This window comes from Amycolatopsis sp. 195334CR (assembly GCF_017309385.1).
GTDB lineage: Bacteria > Actinomycetota > Actinomycetes > Mycobacteriales > Pseudonocardiaceae > Amycolatopsis.
In genome coordinates this window covers 1,029,138-1,047,790 of sequence record NZ_JAFJMJ010000002.1, presented here as the reverse complement: position 1 = coordinate 1,047,790, position 18,653 = coordinate 1,029,138, and the positions used below count along the sequence as shown (strand labels likewise).

The following is an 18,653-nucleotide window of genomic DNA, read 5'->3' as shown; positions in this document are numbered from 1 at the left end:
CAACGCTTTCAGAGAACGCCATAGTGCGCCGCGAGTTCCGCGAAGTGGCGTCCGCGCCTGCGAGTAGCCCGATCCACCAGCCCGCGCATGACCGTGGTCCCGAGTGGCTGGCGCTGCACCCAGTCCGGTGCGAGCTCCCGGGCCTCGCTCACCAGCCCCACGGCCGACCGGTCACGCCGGAGCTGAGCCGCGGCGTGAGCCAGGTGCAGCCGATGGCCGGCCTCCCAGAATGCGGGCACCGGGCCCCGTGGTCCGGCGATGCGATCCGCGAGCCGGAGGGCGGTCTCCGGATCCCCGAGCCGAACAGCGTGGTCCACGGCCTGGAAGGCGGCGACCCGGGGGCCGAAGATGGCGGCCTCGGTCGCGGTGTCCCGACCGGCTCGCAGCGCTGCTGATTGCGCGATGGCCAGGAGGTCGTTGGCGCGGTCGCCGCTGCCGGAGCGCAGTGCGGCGTGGGCGGCGTTGAACAACAGATTGCCGAACACGCCCGCCCGGATGGTGTCCCGGTCGAGCATCCTGGGTTCGATCCGCTCCGCGGCCTTCACCGCCACGCGTTCGGCCTCTTCCGCGCGTCCCTGCTTGATCAGCGCCCACGCGAGGTAGCGGAGCGAGATCGCGGAGTCGATCTCCGGCTGGTCGGACTCGCGGGCAGCGATCAAGGCGCGTTCAGCGGCGGTCCACGCGAGGTCGTCCATGTCGAGCCGTCCCGCGATCCCGGCTCCGAGCCGATAGGCCGTGGACAGCAACTGCTGTGCGGCGGCGTTCGCGTCACCGGTGGTCACGTGCACGAGGCGTCGGGCGTCGGCGAGAAGGACCGGCAGGGCGTGCAGCAGTTCACCGTGGCGACCATCCACATAGGCGCGCCAGGCGGCGTGGCCGGCTTTGGCCAAGATGGCCGGGTCGCTGACGTCGTCGGTGTCGGCGAGCTCGTCCAAGCCGGGCACCTCGGCACTTGCCGTGATGGCTTGCCTCAGATTCGCGATTTCGGCATCCCGCACCGCATGAGCTGCGGGCAGCAATCCGAGCAACGCGTCCGGGGTGACCGCCAGCACCCGTGCGAGTTTCGCGACGGTGGCGGGGCGGGTGGTCCGCCGTTCGCCGCGCTCGATGCGCCCCACGGTGTCCACTCCCACCGAGGCAGCCGCCGCCAGCTCCTCCTGCGAGAGGTTGCGTGCCTTGCGGAAGCGCGCCAGGTTCTCCGCCAGCGGGCTCGACACCGTTCCCTCCTCGACGTGCTCAGTTCGGCACGGTCGTCGCAGGATGACCGGCTTCGCAGAACACGGTCGCGCCGATGTCCGCCGCGCGCAAGGCCGTGCTGATCCGGGCGTGCAGCGTGGGCTTCACCAGCGCCTCGGCTTCGCCCAGCGTGTACAGCCCGACGGACTGGATCTCCGGGTCGGTGGACCGGATGTCGCCGACTTCACCCTCGGTGATGAGGCCGCCGTCGAACACGAACGCCAGGCCCTCCGGCATCACTCCCTGGGTGCGGATGTGGTCGATGACCAGCAGCTTGCCCAGGGTTCGGGTGATGCCGAGTTCCTCGTGAAGTTCACGGGCCGCCGTCGCCCACGGTGCTTCCTCCGCCTCGACCGCGCCGCCCGGGATCTCCCATTCGGGCTTGTACGTGGTCTCCACCAGCAGCACGCGCGACCGGTCATCACGCAGCAACACGCCGGCGGCTGTGCGCTTCCGGTTGAGCGAAGCCGCGTACTCGCGGAAAGGCAAGAGGTCCACGGTGTCGCAGGCTACCGCTCCCAGCGGATCACCACTTTCCCTGCTCGAAAGGCAGAGAACGGGTGGCCGCCGCCGGGAACACCTGCTCGGAGGCGGTGGTTTCGCCGGTCAACCAGGTCGACGCTGGGAAGGTCTTCGCGGCCAGCCGACACGCGAGGCAGCAAGTGACCTGGCGCGAGCGCCACCGGCCAACCAACCGAGGAGAACCAGTGAACGCTGTCCTGACCCGTTTCGCGACCGGCCGCGTGCTCGTGCCAGCCACCTTGTTCGACCGGCTCGCCAGCCGGATCGTCGCCGAGGAACAGCTGTCGCGTGACCTGGCCGAGCGCATCGTGGAGCAGGCGCTGGCGTTCCTCGCCGCGTGCGCCCGCAACACCGGTGCGCCGTTGGGGCCCAGCGAGCTGGTCGACATCGGCTGGCACACCTTCATCCTCCACACGCGCGACTACGCCGACTTCTGCGACCGGATCGCAGGCCGCTTCCTGCACCATGTGCCCACCGAAGACGGCGACCCGGCGGCGACCGGCGAAGCCGCCCACACCACGCTGATGCGCGCGGTCGCCGCGATCGAGCGTGCTGGATACGCTGTCGATCCCGAGCTGTGGCCCGCCGCCGGCGGGAAGTGCAACGTGGACTGCTCGCAGTGCAAGAACGGCTGCTCCGACGACCCGCCACCCGCCAGCTGAGGACGCATGCTTCACACCTGGGACGACCTCCCCACCGCCGTGCGCGCCGCGATCGAAGCCGAGGCCGGATCGGTCACCGACGTGGAAGTGCCGGCGGCCGGGCGCAACTCCGACTTCGCCGCCACCCTGCACACCGGCCACGGCATGGTCTTCTGCAAGGGCATCGCCGACGCCGGGGGAAAGCGCGGGAGGATGCACCGCCACGAGGCGGACATCAACCCGTACCTGCCCCCAGCCGTCGCGCCCCGGCTGTTGTGGCGGGCCGAGGCCGATGACTGGCTGCTCCTCGGCTTCCAGCACATCACCGGCCACTACGCCGACCTCTCACCGGACTCGCCGGACCTGCCGTTCGTCGCCGAAGCCGTGTCCACAATGGACAAGGAGCTGGCCGCCTGTGCCGCACCGGGTGTCCCGGAGCTGGCCAAGAAAATGGCGTGGCTGTCGGGCTGGCGGCGGCTGCGTCACCAGCCACCCGCCGAGCTGGACCGGTGGAGTCACGACCGGCTCGACCTGCTCGTGGCCTGGGAGGCCGACGGCGTCGACGCGGCAGCCGGGGACAGCCTGGTGCACACCGACCTGCACCCGCTCAACCTCCTGGTCGACGACCGCCGGGCGTGGGTCATCGACTGGGCGTGGTCCCACACCGGCGCCGCCTGGGTCGACGCCGCTCACCTGGTCGTCCGTCTCATCGACCAGGGCCACTCGCCGGACGCCGCGGAGAGCTGGGCGGCCACGACAGCCGCCTGGTCCGCCGCCTCGGCGGAGGCGCTGACCGCGTTCTCCGTAGCGCTGCTCGGCACGTGGACGTACTTGCAGCACACCGACCCGCTGCCGATGCGAGCCAGGCTCACGACGACGGCCAGGCGGTGGGCCGAACACCGACTGGCGGTCACCGAGCGTTTTACGGGATGACCAGTCCGGCCGTGCGCAGGGCTTCTTCGACGCGCAGCCGTTCCAGGTCGCGGTCCATGCCCTCCCGCAGGGACTCCAGGCGGTGCGGGACTTCGAGCACCTCGCAGGCTTCGACCAGCAACGCGTCGTAGGCCTGCCGGGTGCCCGTCCGGCGGGCGGCCGGGGTGCCCGGCCCGTACGCGGCGAGGAGCCGGTGGACCCGGCGGAGGTCAGCCGCGAGGGTCTGCAGCGGCGGGTGCGCGGGCGGCGCCGGAACGGGGAAGAACCGTTGCCGCACATAGCGAATCGCCCGTGGTAGGCGCAGGAGGAGCCAGAACAGCAGCGTCGGCGCGATGGCCACGAGCCCGTACAGCAGCAGGACGCCCATGCCTCATCCTACGACCGCCGCGCGTATGCCTCCCGCGCCGCCAGATCCTACGACCGCCGCGCGTACGCCTCCCGTGCCGCCAGCATTTCCGGCAGGTGCTTCGCCGCCCACTCGCGGCAGGCGGCGATCGGCCCGAACAGCGTGCGCCCCAACGGGGTCAGCTCGTACTCCACCCGGGGCGGCACCTCCGCGTAGACCGTCCGCACGACCATGCCGTCGCGTTCCAGTCCCCGCAGGGTCTCGGTGAGCACCTTCGGCGTCACCCCGCGCATCGGCACGCGCAACTCCGAGAACCGCCGCGGCCCGTCCTCCAGGCAGATCAGCACCATGCCCGCCCACTTGTCCCCGATCCGGATCGGGGTTTCGGCGCTCGGGCAGGCCGGGTCGAACATCTCGGGATCCAGCTCTCGCCTCACCCGATCGAACATACCCGGCCCGCCCGCCGCTACGCCGCCAGTTCCAGCGACGGCCAGTCCGCCAGATCGGCCCGCAACTGCCGGTCGTGGCTGGCCACCACCACCGCCACCGGCGTGCGCTGGATCGCCTCGGTCAGTTCGTCGACCAGGGTCACCGACAGGTGGTTCGTCGGCTCGTCCAGCAACAGCACGTGCGGCGCGTGCAGCAACAGCAACGCCAGCGCGAGCCGCCGTCGCTGGCCGGTGGAGAGCCGGTTCACCGGTCGGTTCGCGTCGGCCGGGGAGAACAGGCCCAGCCGCTTCAACGGCACCACCGCACCGGCGCTCAGCTGACCGCGGGCGACCAGTTTCGCCGCCCGCCGCTCGTACAGCGCGGCCGCGCCGATCGCGGTGTCCGGGAAGTCGGATTCCTGCGACAGCAAGCCGATCCGGGCCGAACCGGCCCGCCACACCGCGCCGGAAACCGGTTCCAGCCGGCCGGCCAGCACGTTGAGCAGGGTCGACTTCCCGGCCCCGTTGGCGCCCGAGATCAGCAGACGGTCCCCTGTGGACAGTGCGATGGCCTCCCGCAGGGCCAGCCTGCCGGGCACCGCCACCCCGGACGCGGTGAGCACCACGCCCTGCCCGGTGCCGGTCAGGTCGGGGCAGGCGAAGCTCAGCCGCTCCGGCGGGGGCGGGACCCGCCGCCCGGCCAGTGCCTCGATGCGCCGCTGGACGCTGTGCAACTGACCGGGCGCGCGGGTGGCCCGCTGGTGCTTGTTGGTGCCCTTGTCCGGGCGCCACGACGAGATCAGCCGGTTCGCCGCCGCCTTCGCGTCGTGCTCGAGCCGTTCGGCCTCACCGGATTCGAGCGCGTACCGCTGTTCCCAGCGCACGCGTTCGGCCGCTTTCTCCCGCTTGTACTCGGTGTACCCACCGCCGTGGACCTTCGGCCCACCGCCCGCGGTCGGATCCAGGTCGAGCAACGAGCCGCACACCTCGTCGAGCAGCATCCGGTCGTGACTGACCAGGACCACGGCACCGGGGTACTCGCGGATCCGGCCGGTCAGGTAACCGAGCGCGGCCGCGTCGAGGTGGTTGGTCGGCTCGTCGAGCAGCAGGATGTCGACGCCCTCGGCGAGCAGGCAGGCCAGGCGGACGCGGTAGCGCTGCCCGACGGACAGCTCCGCGAGCCTCCGGCCCCGGTCGCTGGGTGCGCCGAGTCCGGCGAGCGCCAGGTCGGCGCGCCGTTCGGCGTCCCAGGCGTCCAGTTCCTCGGCACGGGCGAGCGCGGTGTCGAAGCGGTCGTCCGCGCCGGGTTCCCGCTCGGCCAGTGCGGCCGACGCGGCATCCAGCTCGGCCAGTGCGGCGCGCGCACCGGCCAGCGCGATGTCCAGCAGGGAGGCGACGGTGTCGTGTTCGGCGAACGGCAGCTCCTGCCCGGCCAGCGCGACCGAGCCGTGCCGCGACACCGTGCCGGTGTCGGGCGGCAGCTGGCCGGCCAGCAGGTGCAGCAGGGTGGTCTTCCCGCTGCCGTTCTCGCCCACCACGCCGAGGCACTGCCCGGCGCTGACCACCAGTGAGACGTCCTCGAACACCGGCTGGGCGGCATAGGTCTTACCCAGGTTCTCGGCCTGGAGATGGGCGGATTTTCGGGTGCGTGACAAGGTTCCACTCCGATTTCGGGCCCGGGGCGCGCGGACGCGCGGAAGCCACCGGGAAAGTTCCGGTCGATGACGACGGAAGAGCCCGCGCTCGCGGAAGAGCCGCGGCGCCGGGCGGCCGATTTCAGAGGTAGAACTGGTAAGCCATGCGAGCGAGCATATCGGACGGTCACGACACGGCCAACGTGATTACCGCCCCGCGCCGCCGAATGGGCGAAAATGGGCGGGTGGAGCCCTCCCCGCCGGCCAGCCCGGTCCCGTCCGACCACCTCGACGGCCTCGCCACCGTGCTCGACCTGGTGCGCGGCGGGGCCGCCCGCACCCGGCCGGAGCTGGGCAGGCTGTCCGGGTTCGGGCGCACGGTCATCACCCAGCGGGTCGGCCAGCTGACCGGCTGCGGACTGCTCGAAGAGGGCAGGCTCGGCCCGTCCAGCGGCGGCCGCGCCCCGCGGGAACTGCGCTTCCGCGCCGAGGCCGGGGTGGTGCTCGCCGCCGAACTCGGGGCCACCAGCATCGCCACCGCCGCCACCGATCTGACCGGCCGCGTGCTGGCCAGGCGCGAGGAGCCCGGCGACGTGGCGCTCGGCCCGGACGCGGTGCTGGACCGGGTGGAGGAGCTGTTCGACGAACTGCTCACCGAACTCGACGGCGGCGCGCCGGTCTGGGGCATCGGCCTCGGCCTGCCGGGTCCGGTCGAGTTCGCCACCGGGCGGCCGAGCGCGCCGCCGATCATGCCCGGCTGGGACCGCTACCCCGTGCGGGACCGGCTGGCCGCGCGCTACGCCGCGCCGGTGTGGGTGGACAACGAGGTCAACGCGATGGCGCTGGGCGAGCTGCGCGCGGGCGCGGCACGCGGGCAGCAGGACATCATCTACATCAAGATCGGCACCGGGATCGGCGCCGGGCTGGTCTCCGGCGGGCGGTTGCACCGCGGCAGCCAGGGCTGCGCCGGCGACATCGGGCACGCCGCGGTGGCCGACGACCCGGTGGTGGTGTGCCGCTGCGGGAACACCGGGTGCCTGGAGGCGTTCGCCGGCGGGGCCGCGCTCGCCAGGGACGGCAGCACCGCGGCGAAGGAGGGCCGCAGCGAGTTCCTGGCGAACCGCCTCGCCGAACGCGGTTCGCTCACCGCGGCGGACCTCTCGACCGCGGCCCAGAGCGGCGACCGGACCTCGGTGGAGCTGCTGACCCAGGCGGGCAGGCTGGTCGGCAGCCTGCTGGCGACGCTGGTCAGCTTCTACAACCCGGCGCTGGTGATCGTCGGCGGTGGCGTGTCCGGCGCGGGCGACCTGCTGCTCGCGACGCTGCGCGAGACCGTCTACCGCCGTTCGCTCCCGCTGGCCACGCGTGAACTGCGGATCGCCAGGTCCACTTTGGGTGACGAGGCGGGGCTGGTCGGCGCGGCGTTCATGGTGATCGACGAGCTGTTCGCGCCGGAACGGCTGGCGCACTGGATCGACACCGGCTCCCCCGCCGGCCGCCCGGCCCTGGTCGAAATCCCCCGCTGAGCCGAAGCCTCGTCCTGACCGAACCCCCGCTGGGCGGAAATAGCACCCGCCCCGGCGCGAACATCTGTGTACGGTGGTGAACATGGATGTTCACTTCGGAACGCGCAAGTCCACGCTCGGCATCGCGGCGGACGTGCTCGCGCTCGATCCGACGGCCTCCCTCTCGGGCATCGCCGAGGCGGCGGGGATCGGGCGGACGACCCTCCACAAGCGCTACCCGAAGCGCCAGGACCTCCTGCTCGCGGTGGCCCGCGACTCGATCGAGCAGATCTGGCAGGCCCTCGACGAAACCGGGGTGACCGCGGACGGACCGGTGACCGCCGAGACCCTGCGCAAGTTCGTCGAGGCCTCCGTCGAGCTCAGCTCCCGGATCGCGTTCCTGTTCCGCCAGCCCACGCTGGACCCGGTCAAGGAGATCGAGCTCGCCATCGACCGGCTGGAGGAGACCGTCGACGAGTTCATCGGCCGCGCCCAGCGCGACGGCCTCCTGCGCGCCGACCTCCCCGCGTGGTGGGTGGCCGCCTCGCTCAACTCCGTCACCTACGCGGCGTGGGAAAGCGTCGTGCGGGGAAAGCTCGCGCCGCGCGACGCGCCGAAGCTCGCGCTCGACACCGCGCGCACCGGGCTGGGCGTGCGGTGAGGAGCCTGGCCGGGTTGCTCTCGGCGACCGCGCTTTCCTTCACCGGCAACAGCATCGTCTCGGTGGCGGTGCCGTGGGTGGTGCACGCGCGCACCGGCAGCGCGACGCTGGCCGGGCTCGCCGCCGCCGCGGCGATCGCGCCGGTGGCGCTGTCGGCGGTGTTCGGCGGGGCGTTGATCGACCGGCTCGGCCGTCGTTCCTGCAGCATCGGCGCGGACGTCTGCAGCGCGCTCGCGGTCGCCGCGCTCCCCCTGCTCGACGCCACCGCCGGCCTCGGCATCGGGCTGATCCTGGTGCTGGTCGCGCTCGGCGCGGTGTTCGACGGGCCGGGCAGCGCGGCCAGGGAGGCGCTGCGGCCGGATGTGGCGCGGCACAGCGGGATCCCGCTCAGCAAGGTCAACGCCTGGGGCGAGGCGGCCGAAGGGGCCGGCGCGCTCGCCGGGCCCGGCCTCGGTGGCGTGCTGCTGGTGACCCTCGGCGGGTTCGGCACGCTGTGGGTCGCGGCGGCGATGTTCGCGCTGGCCGTGGTGGCCACCGTGCTGACGCTCCCCCGCCACCTCTCCCCGCCGCCACCCGCCGAGCCGGAGCCGTACCTGCGCTCGGTGGTGGCCGGACTGCGGTTCGTGGTGCGGGAACCGGCCCTGCGCGCAGTGGTGCTGACCGGCACGATCATCGTGCTGTTCCTGGCACCGTTCCAGTCTGTGGTGCTCACCGTCCACCTGCGGCAGACCGGGGAGGCCACCGGTTACGGCACGGTGCTGGCCGCCTTCGCCGCCGGCGGGATCGCCGGTGCGATCGGCTACGGCCTGCTCGGCGACCGCCTCCCGCCGCGGGCCGGGCTGGTCGCCGCCGTCGGTGTCACCGGGGTGCTGCTCACCGCTTTCGCCGCGCTGCCACCGGTCGGCGTGCTGGTGGCGCTCGCGCTGGTGGCCGGGGTGGTTTCCGGCCCGGTGAACCCGATCGCCGCGTTGATCATGCAGGCCCGCACCCCGGAACACCTGCGCGGGCGGGTGATCGGCAGTTCCGCCTCGCTCGCGCTGGCCGCCGGTCCGCTCGGGCTGCTGGTGTTCGGGCCGCTGGTCGACTTCGGCGGCCCCGGCCTCGGTTACCTGGTGATCGGCGCGGGCTGCCTGCTCGCCGCGCTGTACGCGGCCACCGCCCCAGGACTTCGCACGATCCCGTCCGACGACAAGCAAGGAGCACCACCGTGATCACCTTGTCCGACGCCCGGCTGTCCACCCGCATCGCCGCCGAGCGCGCCGGCGCCTGGCTGCTGCGTGCCACCGGCGACGAGTTCGCCCGGTTCGACAGCCCCGCCAACCGCGCCGACCCGTACCCCGCCTACGCCCGGCTGCGCGAGCGGAAAGCCTTGTACCGCAGCAAACTCGGCTTCCGGGTGGCCGTCACCTTCGAGCACTGCAACCTGGTGCTGCGCGACCGGCGCTTCGGGGTGCAGCGGGCCGACGGCGGCCAGCCGAAGTTCTTCGACACCATCACCATGGCCCGCGGCCCGGAGATCGTCCTGTCGTTCCTCGAACTCGACCCGCCCGAGCACACGCGGCTGCGCGCGCTCGCCCGCCCGGCGTTCGGCCCGGCCAAGCTCGACGGCTACCGGCCGCTGATCGAGTCGATCGCGCACGACCTGCTCGACCGCGCCACCGAGGACGGGGGCTTCGACCTGATCACCGATTTCGCCGGCCCGCTGCCGATCCGGGTGATCAGCGAACTGCTCGGCATCCCGGACGTGAACGCCGAGCGCTTCCTCGCCTACGGCCGCGTGCTCGCCCAGGCGCTCGACGGGATCAGTTCGATGCGCCAGGTCCGGGAACTGCGCACCGCCACCGACGAGATGTACACGATGTTCCGCGCGCTGATGGCGGCCAAGCGCGAACACCCGGAAGCCGACGTGCTGACCCAGCTCACCGAAGCACACGACGCGGGCAAGCTGACCGTGCCGGAACTGCTGGCCACCTGCGAACTGCTGCTGGTGGCCGGTTTCGAAACCACCGTCAACCTGATCGGCAACAGCGCGCTCGCACTGCTCTCCCACCCCGACCAGTGGGCGCTCCTGCGCGAGGACCCCGGTCTGGCCAGGGCCGCCGCCGAGGAGACGCTGCGCTACGACCCGCCCGTGCAGTCGACCGCCAGAGTGGCGCACGAGGACCTCGAACTCGCGGGCGAGCGCGTCCGCGCGAACGAACTGGTGTTCACCATGCTCGGTGCCACCGGCCGCGATCCGGCGGTGTTCGCCGACCCCGAGGTCTTCGACATCACTCGAACGCCGGAACGCGAGCACCTGGCCTTCTCCAGCGGGATCCACTACTGCCTCGGCGCCCCGCTGGCCAGGCTGGAAGCCGAGATCGCCTTGCGGGTACTGGCCGAACGGCTGCCGGAGCCGGCGCTCGACGGCACCCCGCGACGGCGGCCGAGCGCCGGAATCCGAGGCCTGCTGCGATTCCCGGTCCGGAACGCACCCGGAAAACGGCTGTCCGTGCCCTAGGGTGACAAGGGTGCCTGCGAAAGAACCGTCCCCCCGGCGCGTCTACGGCGGCCGCTCGGCGGCCGATCGCCGAGCCGAACGACGCGGCCGCCTGCTCGAAGCCGGCCTGGAACTGTTCGGCACCGAGGGCTACCCGGCCAGCTCGATCGAGAAGCTGTGCGCGGCGGCATCGGTGTCCACGCGCAACTTCTACGAGGAGTTCAGCAGCCGTGAAGCACTGCTGATGGCCATTCACAACCAGGTGATCGAATCGGCGGTGGCGGCGGTCGCCACCGCCTTCGCCGAGGTCGACGACCAGCACGTCACCGACCGCATCGAGCACGCGGTGCGGGCCTACATCACCACCACCGCCGCCGATCCCCGCCGGGCCAAACTGTCCTATGTGGAGATCATCGGGGTGAGCCCGGCGGTGGAGGCGCACCGGCTGGCCTGGCGCACCCGCTGGGTGCAGATGCTGGTGGCCGAGGCCAAGCGCGCGGTGGCCCGCGGCGAGGCCGAGGAACGCGAGTTCGGCCTCGGCGCGGTGGCGTTGATCGGCGCGGTGAACGAACTGGTCTTCCACTGGTCCACCGACGGCTACCGGACCCCGCTCGACGACGTGATCGCCGAGATCGTCCGGATGGCCAAGGCGGTGATCATCACCCCGGGAGGGCGGGCAGCTCCGGGCTGAACAGCCAGTCGTGGAAGAACTCCGCGAGCGGGCGGCCGGCGTGCTCCTCGGCCAGCGCGGTGAAGTCCGCGGTGGTCACCGTCGCGTGCCGGTAGCGGCTCGCCCAGTCCTTCAGCAGCGCGAAGAACACCGTGTCACCGAGGAGTTTGCGCAGCGCGTGCAGGGTGAGCGCGCCGCGCTTGTACACGCGCTCGTCGAACAGGTTGGCCACGCCGGGATCGCCGATGCGCAGGTCCGCCGGGCGCGCGGCCAGCACCGCGTGCCACCGGCGGGCGTGCGCGTCCTCGCCGAGCCCGCCGGATTCGGCCGACCACAGCCATTCCGCGTAGGTGGCGAAGCCCTCGTTGAGCCAGATGTGCTTCCACTCCGCCACGGTCAGGCTGTTGCCGAACCACTGGTGCGCCAGTTCGTGCACGATCAGCCGTTCGTGCGTGCCGCGGCCGTCGAGCAGGTTCGCGCCGAACACCGACAGCCCCTGCGCCTCGATCGGCTCGTCGAGCTCGTCGTCGGTCACCACGACCACGTACTCGCTGAACGGGTACGGCCCGAAGAAGCCCTCCAGCGCGTCCATCATGTCCGGCTGGCGGCGGAAGTCGCGGTCGAACAGCCTGCGCAGCCGGGCGGGCACCGCGGCCAGCTGCGGCACCGGCTCGGCGGCCAGCACCAGCTGCTCGTACCGTCCTATGTGGACGCCCATCAGGTAGCTGGCGGTCGGCTCCGGCCGCTCGAACACCCAGGTGGTGGTGCTCGCGCCCTGCCGCTTGGCGAGCAGGTTCCCGGTGACCAGCACGGTGTAGGCCGAGGAGGTGGTCACCGAGATCCGGTAGGCCGCCTTGTCCGAGGGGTGGTCGTTGCACGGGAACCAGGACGGCGCGCCGACCGGCTGGCTGGCCACCAGCGCGCCGTCGGTCAGCTCGTCCCAGCCGATGTCACCCCAGTCCGGTGAGGTGATCGGCCGCGGGTTGCCGGTGTAGCGGATCTCGGCCATGAACGCCGAGCCCGACGGCAGCGAGCGCTGCGGTTTGACGTGCAGCTTGCCCGCGCGCTGGGTGTACTTCGCGGCCTGCCCGTTGACCTGCACCCGGCCGATCCGGAACCCGGTCAGGTCCAGGCTGAACCGCGACAGCGGCTGGGTGGCCACGCCCTCGATCACCGCGTGCCCGGCGAGCCGGTTCGGGCCGACCTTGTAGTCCAGGTCCAGGGTGTAGCGGGTGACCCGGTAACCGCCGTTGCCGTGTGCGGGGAGGTACGAATCCGGTGAGGTGTCCGCGCCGGGCGCGGGCTGCGTCGACTTCGCCGCACTCACCCCCGGCGCGCTCCCTTGACCGGCCAGGCCGCGATCGGGTTGCCCAGCCAGCGAGAATCAGCAGGTACCTCGTCCCCGCGGGTGACCAGCGAACCCGGTCCGACCGTGGTGCGGGCGCCGATCCCGGCGCCCGGCAGCACGATACCGTGCGGCCCGAGCGTGGCTCCCTCGTGCAGGCTCACCCCGTCCATGCTCATGATTCGATCATGGAACAGGTGCGTCTGGATCACGCACCCCCGGTTCACCGTGGCGCCGTCGCCGAGCGTGACCAGGTCCGACTCGGGCAGCCAGTAGGTCTCCAGCCAGACCCCGCGGCCGATCTTCGCGCCCATCGTGCGCAGCCACATCGGCAGCAGCGGCGTACCGCTGACCCCGCCGACGAACCACGGCACGGCGAGCACCTCGACGAAGGTGTCGGCGAGTTCGTTGCGCCAGACGAACGAGCTCCACAGCGGGTGCTCGACCGCGCGGAACTTCCCGACCAGCGTCCACTTCATCACCGTGGCGGTGGCGGCGGCGGTGACCCCGGCGGCGAACAGCACCGGCCCGGCCAGCAGCAGCGTCCAGCCGAGGCCGACGGTGGTGACCAGCGCGGTCAGCGCGGCCAGCACCAGCACCGACAGCGCCGCGCCGCACATCACCGGCACGATCCGGCACAGCTCGATCAGCCCGCGCGCCAGCTTCAGCCGCGCCGGCGGGGCGTAGGTGCGGCTCGCGTCCCCGGTCTCCACCGAACGCCGCAGCGGCATCGGCGGCATGCCCAGGTAGGACGAGCCCTTCTTCGCCTTGAGCGGGGTGGACGACAGCACACCGACCAGCCCGCGCTTGGGCACCGACCGCCCCGGCGCGGTGATGCCGGAGTTGCCGAGGAAGGCCTGCTTGCCGATGCGGGCGGGTGCGACGTGCAGCCAGCCGTGGCCGAGTTCGTAGGTGGCGACCATGGTGTCGTCGGCGAGGAAGGCGCCGTCGTCGACCTGGGTCATCTTCGGCAGCGCGAGCACCGTGGACACCTCGGCGCCGCGGCCGACCTTCGCCCCGAGCAGGCGCAGCCAGACCGGGGTGAACAGGCTGGCGTACAACGGGAACAGCCCGGTCCGCGCCATGCCCATCAGCCGCTCGGTGGTCCACACCTGCCAGGCCGCGCGGCCGTGCACCGGGTGGTAGCCCTCGACCATGCCGACGCTCAGCGCGCGCACCCCGGCGAGCACCAGCAGCGCGTACGCGGCGAAGTAGGCCACGGTCGCGAGCGGCACCATCCCCAGCGCGCCGCCCAGCGCCGCGCCGAGGCTCGCCGTCCCGGCGACGCCGTTGGCCAGCAGCACCAGCGCCGGCACCGCGGCCACCGCGGGCAGCAGGCCCAGCAGCAACGAGGTCAGCCCGTAGATCGCCGACCAGCGGCGGCGGCGCGGCGGTCGGCTCGACGGCCACTTGAGCGCGTCCTTGCCGCTGCGCTCGGCCGGGGAACCGGCCCAGCGCTGCCCGGCCGGGACCGCGCCGCGCACGGTCGAACCGGCCGCGATCTCCGCGCCCTTGCCGATCCGCACCCCGGGGAACAACGTGCTGCGGGCGCCGATCCGCGCGTCCGCGCCGATCCGGATCTTGCCGATGTGCACCACGTCGCCGTCGACCCAGTAGCCGGAGAGGTCGGTCTCCGGCTCCACGGCGGCACCGCGGCCGAGCTTGAGCAGGCCGGTCACCGGCGGCGGCGAGTGCAGGTCGGCGTCCTTGCCCACCTTGGCGCCCAGCGCCCGCGCGTAGTGCGTCATCCAGGACGCACCGGCGACTTCGGCGGCCCCGCTGTACTCCGCGAGCTTCTCCGCCGTCCACAGTCGCAAGTGGACACTGCCGCCACGCGGGTGGCTGCCGGGCCGGACCCCGCGCAGCAGCATGCGCGCGCCACCGGCCGAGATCGCGATGCGCCCGGCCGGGGTGAACAGCAGCAGCCAGGCCGCGCCGAGCAGCCACCAGGACACCGCGGGCGCCCAGGACAGGCCGCCGAACTCGGCGAGCACGGTGGACAGCGCCGCGGCGACGGTGGTCCAGCGCAGGCCGGGCAGCGCCATCAGCGGCAGCATCAGCAGGCTCTGGGCGATCCCGGCGCGCCGCGGGGTCGGCGCGATCTCGCGCCGCTTGGTCTCGGCGGTGCTCAACTCGTCGAGCATCGCGGCCAGCGAACCCAGTTTCGGGTGCTGGTAGATGTCGGCCACCGACACCGACGGGTGCCGGGTGCGGATGCGCGCGATCAACTGCGCGGCGGTCAGGCTGCCGCCGCCGTTGCTGAAGAAGTCGGCCTTGCCGCTGCGCACGGTGACCCCGAGGATCTCCGCCCAGCCCTCGGCCAGCCAGGCCTCGGTGGCGGTCAGCCCACCCTGGTTGTCCGAAGTGGACTGTTCCGGCACGGAGGGCAGCGGCCAGGGCAGCGCGTCGCGGTCGACCTTGCCCGAGGTCCGCGTCGGCAGGTCGGTGACCGGCGCCAGCAGCGGGACCAGTGCGGCGGGCAGGCTTTCGCGCAACTGCGCGGTGGCGGCGTCGATGTCGAACTCGGCGCCGTCGCGCGGCACCACGTAGCCGACCAGGATCTGGTTGCCCGCCTTGGTCTTGCGGATGGCCGCGGCGGCACCGGCGATCTCCGGCAGCGCCTGCAGCGCGGCGTCGACCTCGCCCAGTTCGATGCGGCGGCCGCCGAGCTTGATCTGCTCGTCGGCGCGGCCGAGGAAGAGCAGGCCCTCCGGCTCGGCGCGGACCACGTCACCGCTGCGGTAGGCACGGCGCCAGCCGAGCGCGGGCAGCGGGGCGAACTTCTCCGCGTCCTTGGCCTCGTCGAGGTAGCGGGCCAGGCCCGCGCCGCCGATCACCAGTTCGCCGGTCTGGCCCATGCCGACCAGCTCACCGCGCTCGTCGACCACGGCGAGCTGCCAGCCGGCCAGCGGCAGGCCGATCCGGACCGGGCCCTCGCCGGTCAGCTGCGCGGCGCAGGCGACCACGGTGGCCTCGGTCGGGCCGTAGGTGTTCCACACCTCGCGGCCCTCGACGGCGACCCGTTCGGCCAGTTCCGGCGGGCAGGCCTCGCCGCCGAAGATGAGCAGGCGGACGTCCTCCAGCGCGTCGGCGGGCCACAGCGCGGCCAGCGTCGGCACGGTGGACACCACGGTGATGCGCTGCGCGACCAGCCACGGGCCGAGGTCGACGCCGGTGCGCACCAGCGAGCGCGGGGCCGGGACCAGGCAGGCGCCGTGGCGCCAGGCCAGCCACATTTCCTCGCACGAGGCGTCGAAGGCGACCGACAGCCCGGCGAGCACGCGGTCGCCGGGACCGAGCGGCTCGTCGGTGAGGAACAGGCGGGCCTCGGCGTCGACGAAGGCGGCGGCGGACGAGTGGCTCACCGCCACACCCTTGGGCTTGCCGGTGGAACCGGAGGTGAAGATGATCCAGGCGTCGTCACCCGGCGCGGGCGAGCCCGCCCGGCCGGCCGGCGCGGCCAGTTCGGTGATCGAGCCGCCGTCGCCGAGCACCACGCACACCCCGGCCTCGCCGAACACCAGCTCGGCGCGCTCGTCCGGGTCGTCGGCGTCGACCGGCACGTAGGCCGCCCCGGCCGACAGTACGGCGAGGATGGCGATGTACAGCTCCGCCGTGCCCGAGGAGATCCGCACGCCGACGCGGTCGCCCGCGCCGATGCCGAGCGCCGCCAGCTTGGCGCGGAGGTCGTCGACCTCCTCCGCGAGCCTGCGGTAGGTCAGCACGGTGCGGCCGTCGTCGAGCGCGGGCGCGCCACCGTGCCGCGCCACCGTCGAGGCGAACACGTCGAGCAGGGTGCGCTCGCTGGCGGCCAGGCCGGACCAGTACAGCGCGCGATCGAGAACGGGCGCGGCCGAGGGCGCGACGGTCACCTCGGCAACGCAGGCAAAAGGTCGATGATCAGCGGTCAGGGTCACTGAAGACCTTCACTCACCTTTCCGACGAGCGTCGTTCGGGCCTGCTCTCCCGAATGAGGCGCCCGTTGTCCAGGCCGACCAGAATACGTCAGGTGAACGCCCGGTATCCGCAGGGTCTCGGATTTATGTCGGAGATCACCCGGCCAGGTAGTTCAGGAACGGTTCACCGGCTTCTTGCCACCCGTCTTGGGTTTTTTCTCCCGAACTCGCACGTTGATGCGCACCGGACTGCCGGTGAAACCGAAGCGCTCCCGGAATTTCCGCTCGATGAAACGGCGATATCCGGCCTCCAGGAATCCGGTGGTGAACAGCACCAGCGTGGGCGGCCGAATGCCGGCCTGGGTGGCGAAGAGCACCTTCGGCTGCTTGCCGCCGCGCACCGGCGGCGGGGTGGCCGCGATGAGGTCGGACAGCCAGCCGTTGAGCTGACCGGTGGACACGCGCTGGTCCCACGACGCGAGCGCGGTCCGCAGGGCCGGGGCCATTTTCCGGACCGACCGGCCGGTCAGCGCGGAGATGTTCACCCGTTCCGCCCACGGCACCCGGACCAGGCCGCGCTCCAGCTCGCGCTCGAGCTGGTGCCTGCGGTCCTCATCGACCAGGTCCCACTTGTTCAGCGCCAGCACCAGGGCGCGCCCCGCCTCGACCACCATGGTCAGCACCCGCAGGTCCTGCTCGCTGATCGGCTCGCTGGCGTCCAGCAGCACGATCACCACCTCGGCCGCGTCGATCGCGGTCTTGGTGCGCAGCGAGGCGTAGTACTCGGTGCCGCTGGCGGTCTGCACCCGCTTGCGCAGGCCCGCGGTGTCGACGAAGCGCCACGGCTCGCCGTCCAGCTCGACCAGCGAGTCGACCGGGTCGACGGTGGTGCCTGCCACCGAGTCGACCACCGAGCGCTCCTCGCCGGTGAGCTTGTTCAGCAGGCTCGACTTGCCCACGTTCGGCTTGCCGACCAGCGCCACGCGGCGCGGCCCGGCCGGGCGGTCGGCGTCGCGCGGGGCCTCGGGCAGCGCCTCGACGATGGCGTCGAGCAGGTCGCCGGAGCTGCGCCCGTGCAGCGCGCTGACCGGGAGCGGCTCACCGAGGCCGAGCGACCACAGCGACGCGGTCTCGGCCAGCAGGCGCTCGTCGTCGACCTTGTTCGCGGCCAGCAGCACCGGCCGCTTCGAGCGCCGCAGCACCTTGGCCACGGCCTCGTCGGTGGCGGTCGCCCCGACCGAGGCGTCCACCACGACCAGCACCGCGTCGGCGGTGTTCATCGCGATCTCGGCCTGCGCGGCCACCGAGGCCTGCAGCCCGCTGGCCTTGGGCTCCCAGCCGCCGGTGTCCACCACGGTGAACCGGCGACCGGCCCACAGCGCGTCGTAGGCGATCCGGTCCCTGGTCACGCCCGGCGTGTCCTGCACCACCGCTTCCCGGCGGCCGAGGATGCGGTTGACCAGGGTGGACTTGCCCACGTTCGGCCTGCCGACCACGGCGAGCACGGGCTGCGCCTGGCCCGTCTCCTCGTCACCCTCGGCGCCATCGGTGATGTCGCCGTCCAGCACCGCGAACTCCGACTCGTCGGACCACGTGCCGTCTACCTCGGTCATGCCTGCTCTTTCCGTCCCTGCGCACCGAATCCGTGCGCTTCGCGCCACTCGTCGAGCGCTCGTACCACCGCGGCGAGCTCGCCGCGAAGCTGTTCCGTCGCCGTTTCCAGGCCGGCGCGGCCCTTGTCCACGGTCACCGTGAACGGTTCGCCCACCAGGATGTCCACCCGGGGCCGGAACCGGCGCCCGCCGTGCTCCGGCTTGCGGGTCCCCCTGGTCGCCACGCCGATCACGGTCGCCCCGGACGCGCGGACCAGCCAGGCGGCACCCCGCTCCGCATTGTCCACGTCGCCGGCGCCGCGGGTGCCCTCGGGGAACACCCCGACCGCACCGCCGCCGCGCAGCACCGAGACCGCGGTCAGCAGCGGCGCCCGGTCCGGCGCGCCCCGCCGGACCGGGATCTGGCCGAGCCGGCGCAGTCCCCAGCCGGCGGCCCCGGTGAACAGCTCCTGCTTGACCAGGAACGCGCAGCGGCGCGGCAGCATTCCGTAGATCAGCTGCGGTTCCAGCATCGAGCTGTGGTTGGCGATCACCAGCAGCGGGCCGGTCCTCGGCACCCGCTCGGCGCCGTGCACCCGCACCCGGAACCCGGGGCGGAAGCCGTAGCGGCCGATCAGCTTGCCGGCGTCGTGCAGCCAGGGCACCGCGCCTTCGGGCAGGGCCTCGTCCCGCTGATGCACCATCGCCCCATCCGTGCTCGTGACCTCTGGTTCGAGGCGTGTCCAGTCGCTTGTACACTAAGTG

General features: G+C 72.6%; 16 protein-coding genes. 7 read left to right on the top strand and 9 right to left on the bottom strand.

Going from position 1 to position 18,653, the window contains the following annotated elements:
• Nucleotides 1-8: 8 nt before the first annotated feature.
• Together JYK18_RS27910 and JYK18_RS27905 are read right to left on the bottom strand one after the other, a co-directional pair.
• The gene (locus JYK18_RS27910; protein ID WP_206806427.1) at nucleotides 9-1,217 is read right to left on the bottom strand and encodes a helix-turn-helix transcriptional regulator; all 1,209 of its coding nucleotides are present in this window, start codon (nucleotides 1,215-1,217) and stop codon (nucleotides 9-11) included.
• A 19-nt stretch (nucleotides 1,218-1,236) separates the two neighbouring features.
• Nucleotides 1,237-1,734: an NUDIX hydrolase gene (locus JYK18_RS27905; RefSeq protein WP_206806426.1), complete on the bottom strand. Its 498-nt coding sequence runs from the start codon at nucleotides 1,732-1,734 to the stop codon at nucleotides 1,237-1,239.
• 209 nt (nucleotides 1,735-1,943) lie between these two features.
• Between JYK18_RS27905 and JYK18_RS27900 the strand changes: the two genes are divergently transcribed.
• On the top strand, nucleotides 1,944-2,420 hold the full coding sequence (locus JYK18_RS27900; protein WP_206806425.1) for a hypothetical protein: 477 nt from the start codon (nucleotides 1,944-1,946) through the stop codon (nucleotides 2,418-2,420).
• Nucleotides 2,421-2,426: 6 nt separating this feature from the next.
• Nucleotides 2,427-3,332, top strand: a complete 906-nt coding sequence (locus JYK18_RS27895; protein WP_206806424.1) for a phosphotransferase — start codon at nucleotides 2,427-2,429, stop codon at nucleotides 3,330-3,332.
• Here JYK18_RS27895 and JYK18_RS27890 read toward each other — a convergent pair.
• The 3 genes from JYK18_RS27890 to JYK18_RS27880 are packed head-to-tail and all read right to left on the bottom strand — an operon-like array spanning nucleotide 3,322 to nucleotide 5,761.
• Nucleotides 3,322-3,699 carry a hypothetical protein gene (locus JYK18_RS27890; RefSeq protein WP_206806423.1) on the bottom strand — a complete coding sequence of 126 codons (378 nt, stop codon included), beginning with the start codon at nucleotides 3,697-3,699 and terminating at the stop codon, nucleotides 3,322-3,324. The two genes, JYK18_RS27895 and JYK18_RS27890, sit on opposite strands and share 11 nt — an antisense overlap.
• A gap of 47 nt (nucleotides 3,700-3,746) precedes the next feature.
• Nucleotides 3,747-4,091, bottom strand: a complete 345-nt coding sequence (locus JYK18_RS27885; RefSeq protein ID WP_206808163.1) for a helix-turn-helix domain-containing protein — start codon at nucleotides 4,089-4,091, stop codon at nucleotides 3,747-3,749.
• 53 nt (nucleotides 4,092-4,144) lie between these two features.
• The gene (locus tag JYK18_RS27880; protein ID WP_277992306.1) at nucleotides 4,145-5,761 is read right to left on the bottom strand and encodes an ABC-F family ATP-binding cassette domain-containing protein; all 1,617 of its coding nucleotides are present in this window, start codon (nucleotides 5,759-5,761) and stop codon (nucleotides 4,145-4,147) included.
• Nucleotides 5,762-5,967: 206 nt separating this feature from the next.
• Between JYK18_RS27880 and JYK18_RS27875 the strand changes: the two genes are divergently transcribed.
• The 5 genes from JYK18_RS27875 to JYK18_RS27855 all read left to right on the top strand — a co-directional run bounded on the left by JYK18_RS27875 (nucleotide 5,968) and on the right by JYK18_RS27855 (nucleotide 11,076).
• Nucleotides 5,968-7,266 carry an ROK family protein gene (locus tag JYK18_RS27875; RefSeq protein ID WP_206806422.1) on the top strand — a complete coding sequence of 433 codons (1,299 nt, stop codon included), beginning with the start codon at nucleotides 5,968-5,970 and terminating at the stop codon, nucleotides 7,264-7,266.
• A gap of 82 nt (nucleotides 7,267-7,348) precedes the next feature.
• The gene (locus tag JYK18_RS27870) at nucleotides 7,349-7,906 is read left to right on the top strand and encodes a TetR/AcrR family transcriptional regulator (protein ID WP_206806421.1); all 558 of its coding nucleotides are present in this window, start codon (nucleotides 7,349-7,351) and stop codon (nucleotides 7,904-7,906) included.
• Nucleotides 7,903-9,117: an MFS transporter gene (locus JYK18_RS27865; protein ID WP_206806420.1), complete on the top strand. Its 1,215-nt coding sequence runs from the start codon at nucleotides 7,903-7,905 to the stop codon at nucleotides 9,115-9,117. Before JYK18_RS27870 ends, JYK18_RS27865 begins: the two co-directional genes overlap by 4 nt.
• Entirely contained in the window at nucleotides 9,114-10,406 is a 1,293-nt protein-coding gene (locus JYK18_RS27860; protein ID WP_206806419.1) for a cytochrome P450, read from the top strand. The genes JYK18_RS27865 and JYK18_RS27860 overlap by 4 nt, the downstream gene beginning before the upstream one ends.
• Before the next feature lie 10 nt (nucleotides 10,407-10,416).
• On the top strand, nucleotides 10,417-11,076 hold the full coding sequence (locus tag JYK18_RS27855) for a TetR/AcrR family transcriptional regulator (RefSeq protein ID WP_206806418.1): 660 nt from the start codon (nucleotides 10,417-10,419) through the stop codon (nucleotides 11,074-11,076).
• Here the strand turns inward: JYK18_RS27855 and JYK18_RS27850 are convergent.
• From JYK18_RS27850 to JYK18_RS27835, 4 genes are all read right to left on the bottom strand, one after another.
• Nucleotides 11,045-12,382, bottom strand: coding sequence for a M1 family metallopeptidase (locus tag JYK18_RS27850; RefSeq protein ID WP_206806417.1), 1,338 nt, complete (start codon nucleotides 12,380-12,382; stop codon nucleotides 11,045-11,047). The two genes, JYK18_RS27855 and JYK18_RS27850, sit on opposite strands and share 32 nt — an antisense overlap.
• Nucleotides 12,379-16,272 carry a Pls/PosA family non-ribosomal peptide synthetase gene (locus JYK18_RS27845; RefSeq protein WP_374195070.1) on the bottom strand — a complete coding sequence of 1,298 codons (3,894 nt, stop codon included), beginning with the start codon at nucleotides 16,270-16,272 and terminating at the stop codon, nucleotides 12,379-12,381. The genes JYK18_RS27850 and JYK18_RS27845 overlap by 4 nt, the downstream gene beginning before the upstream one ends.
• 197 nt (nucleotides 16,273-16,469) lie before the next feature.
• On the bottom strand, nucleotides 16,470-17,909 hold the full coding sequence (gene der, locus JYK18_RS27840; RefSeq protein WP_206806415.1) for a ribosome biogenesis GTPase Der: 1,440 nt from the start codon (nucleotides 17,907-17,909) through the stop codon (nucleotides 16,470-16,472).
• On the bottom strand, nucleotides 17,906-18,592 hold the full coding sequence (locus JYK18_RS27835) for a 1-acyl-sn-glycerol-3-phosphate acyltransferase (protein ID WP_206806414.1): 687 nt from the start codon (nucleotides 18,590-18,592) through the stop codon (nucleotides 17,906-17,908). The genes der and JYK18_RS27835 overlap by 4 nt, the downstream gene beginning before the upstream one ends.
• Nucleotides 18,593-18,653 lie beyond the last annotated feature (61 nt).

What these genes read in the sequence shown, in the direction of transcription:
- JYK18_RS27875 (WP_206806422.1), top strand. Translation starts at nt 5,968, where the DNA reads ATGGGCGAAAATGGGCGGGTGGAGCCCTCCCCGCCGGCCAGCCCGGTC.
- der (WP_206806415.1), bottom strand. Translation starts at nt 17,909, where the DNA reads ATGACCGAGGTAGACGGCACGTGGTCCGACGAGTCGGAGTTCGCGGTG.
- JYK18_RS27895 (WP_206806424.1), top strand. Translation starts at nt 2,427, where the DNA reads ATGCTTCACACCTGGGACGACCTCCCCACCGCCGTGCGCGCCGCGATC.
- JYK18_RS27835 (WP_206806414.1), bottom strand. Translation starts at nt 18,592, where the DNA reads ATGGTGCATCAGCGGGACGAGGCCCTGCCCGAAGGCGCGGTGCCCTGG.
- JYK18_RS27890 (WP_206806423.1), bottom strand. Translation starts at nt 3,699, where the DNA reads ATGGGCGTCCTGCTGCTGTACGGGCTCGTGGCCATCGCGCCGACGCTG.
- JYK18_RS27885 (WP_206808163.1), bottom strand. Translation starts at nt 4,091, where the DNA reads ATGTTCGACCCGGCCTGCCCGAGCGCCGAAACCCCGATCCGGATCGGG.
- JYK18_RS27870 (WP_206806421.1), top strand. Translation starts at nt 7,349, where the DNA reads ATGGATGTTCACTTCGGAACGCGCAAGTCCACGCTCGGCATCGCGGCG.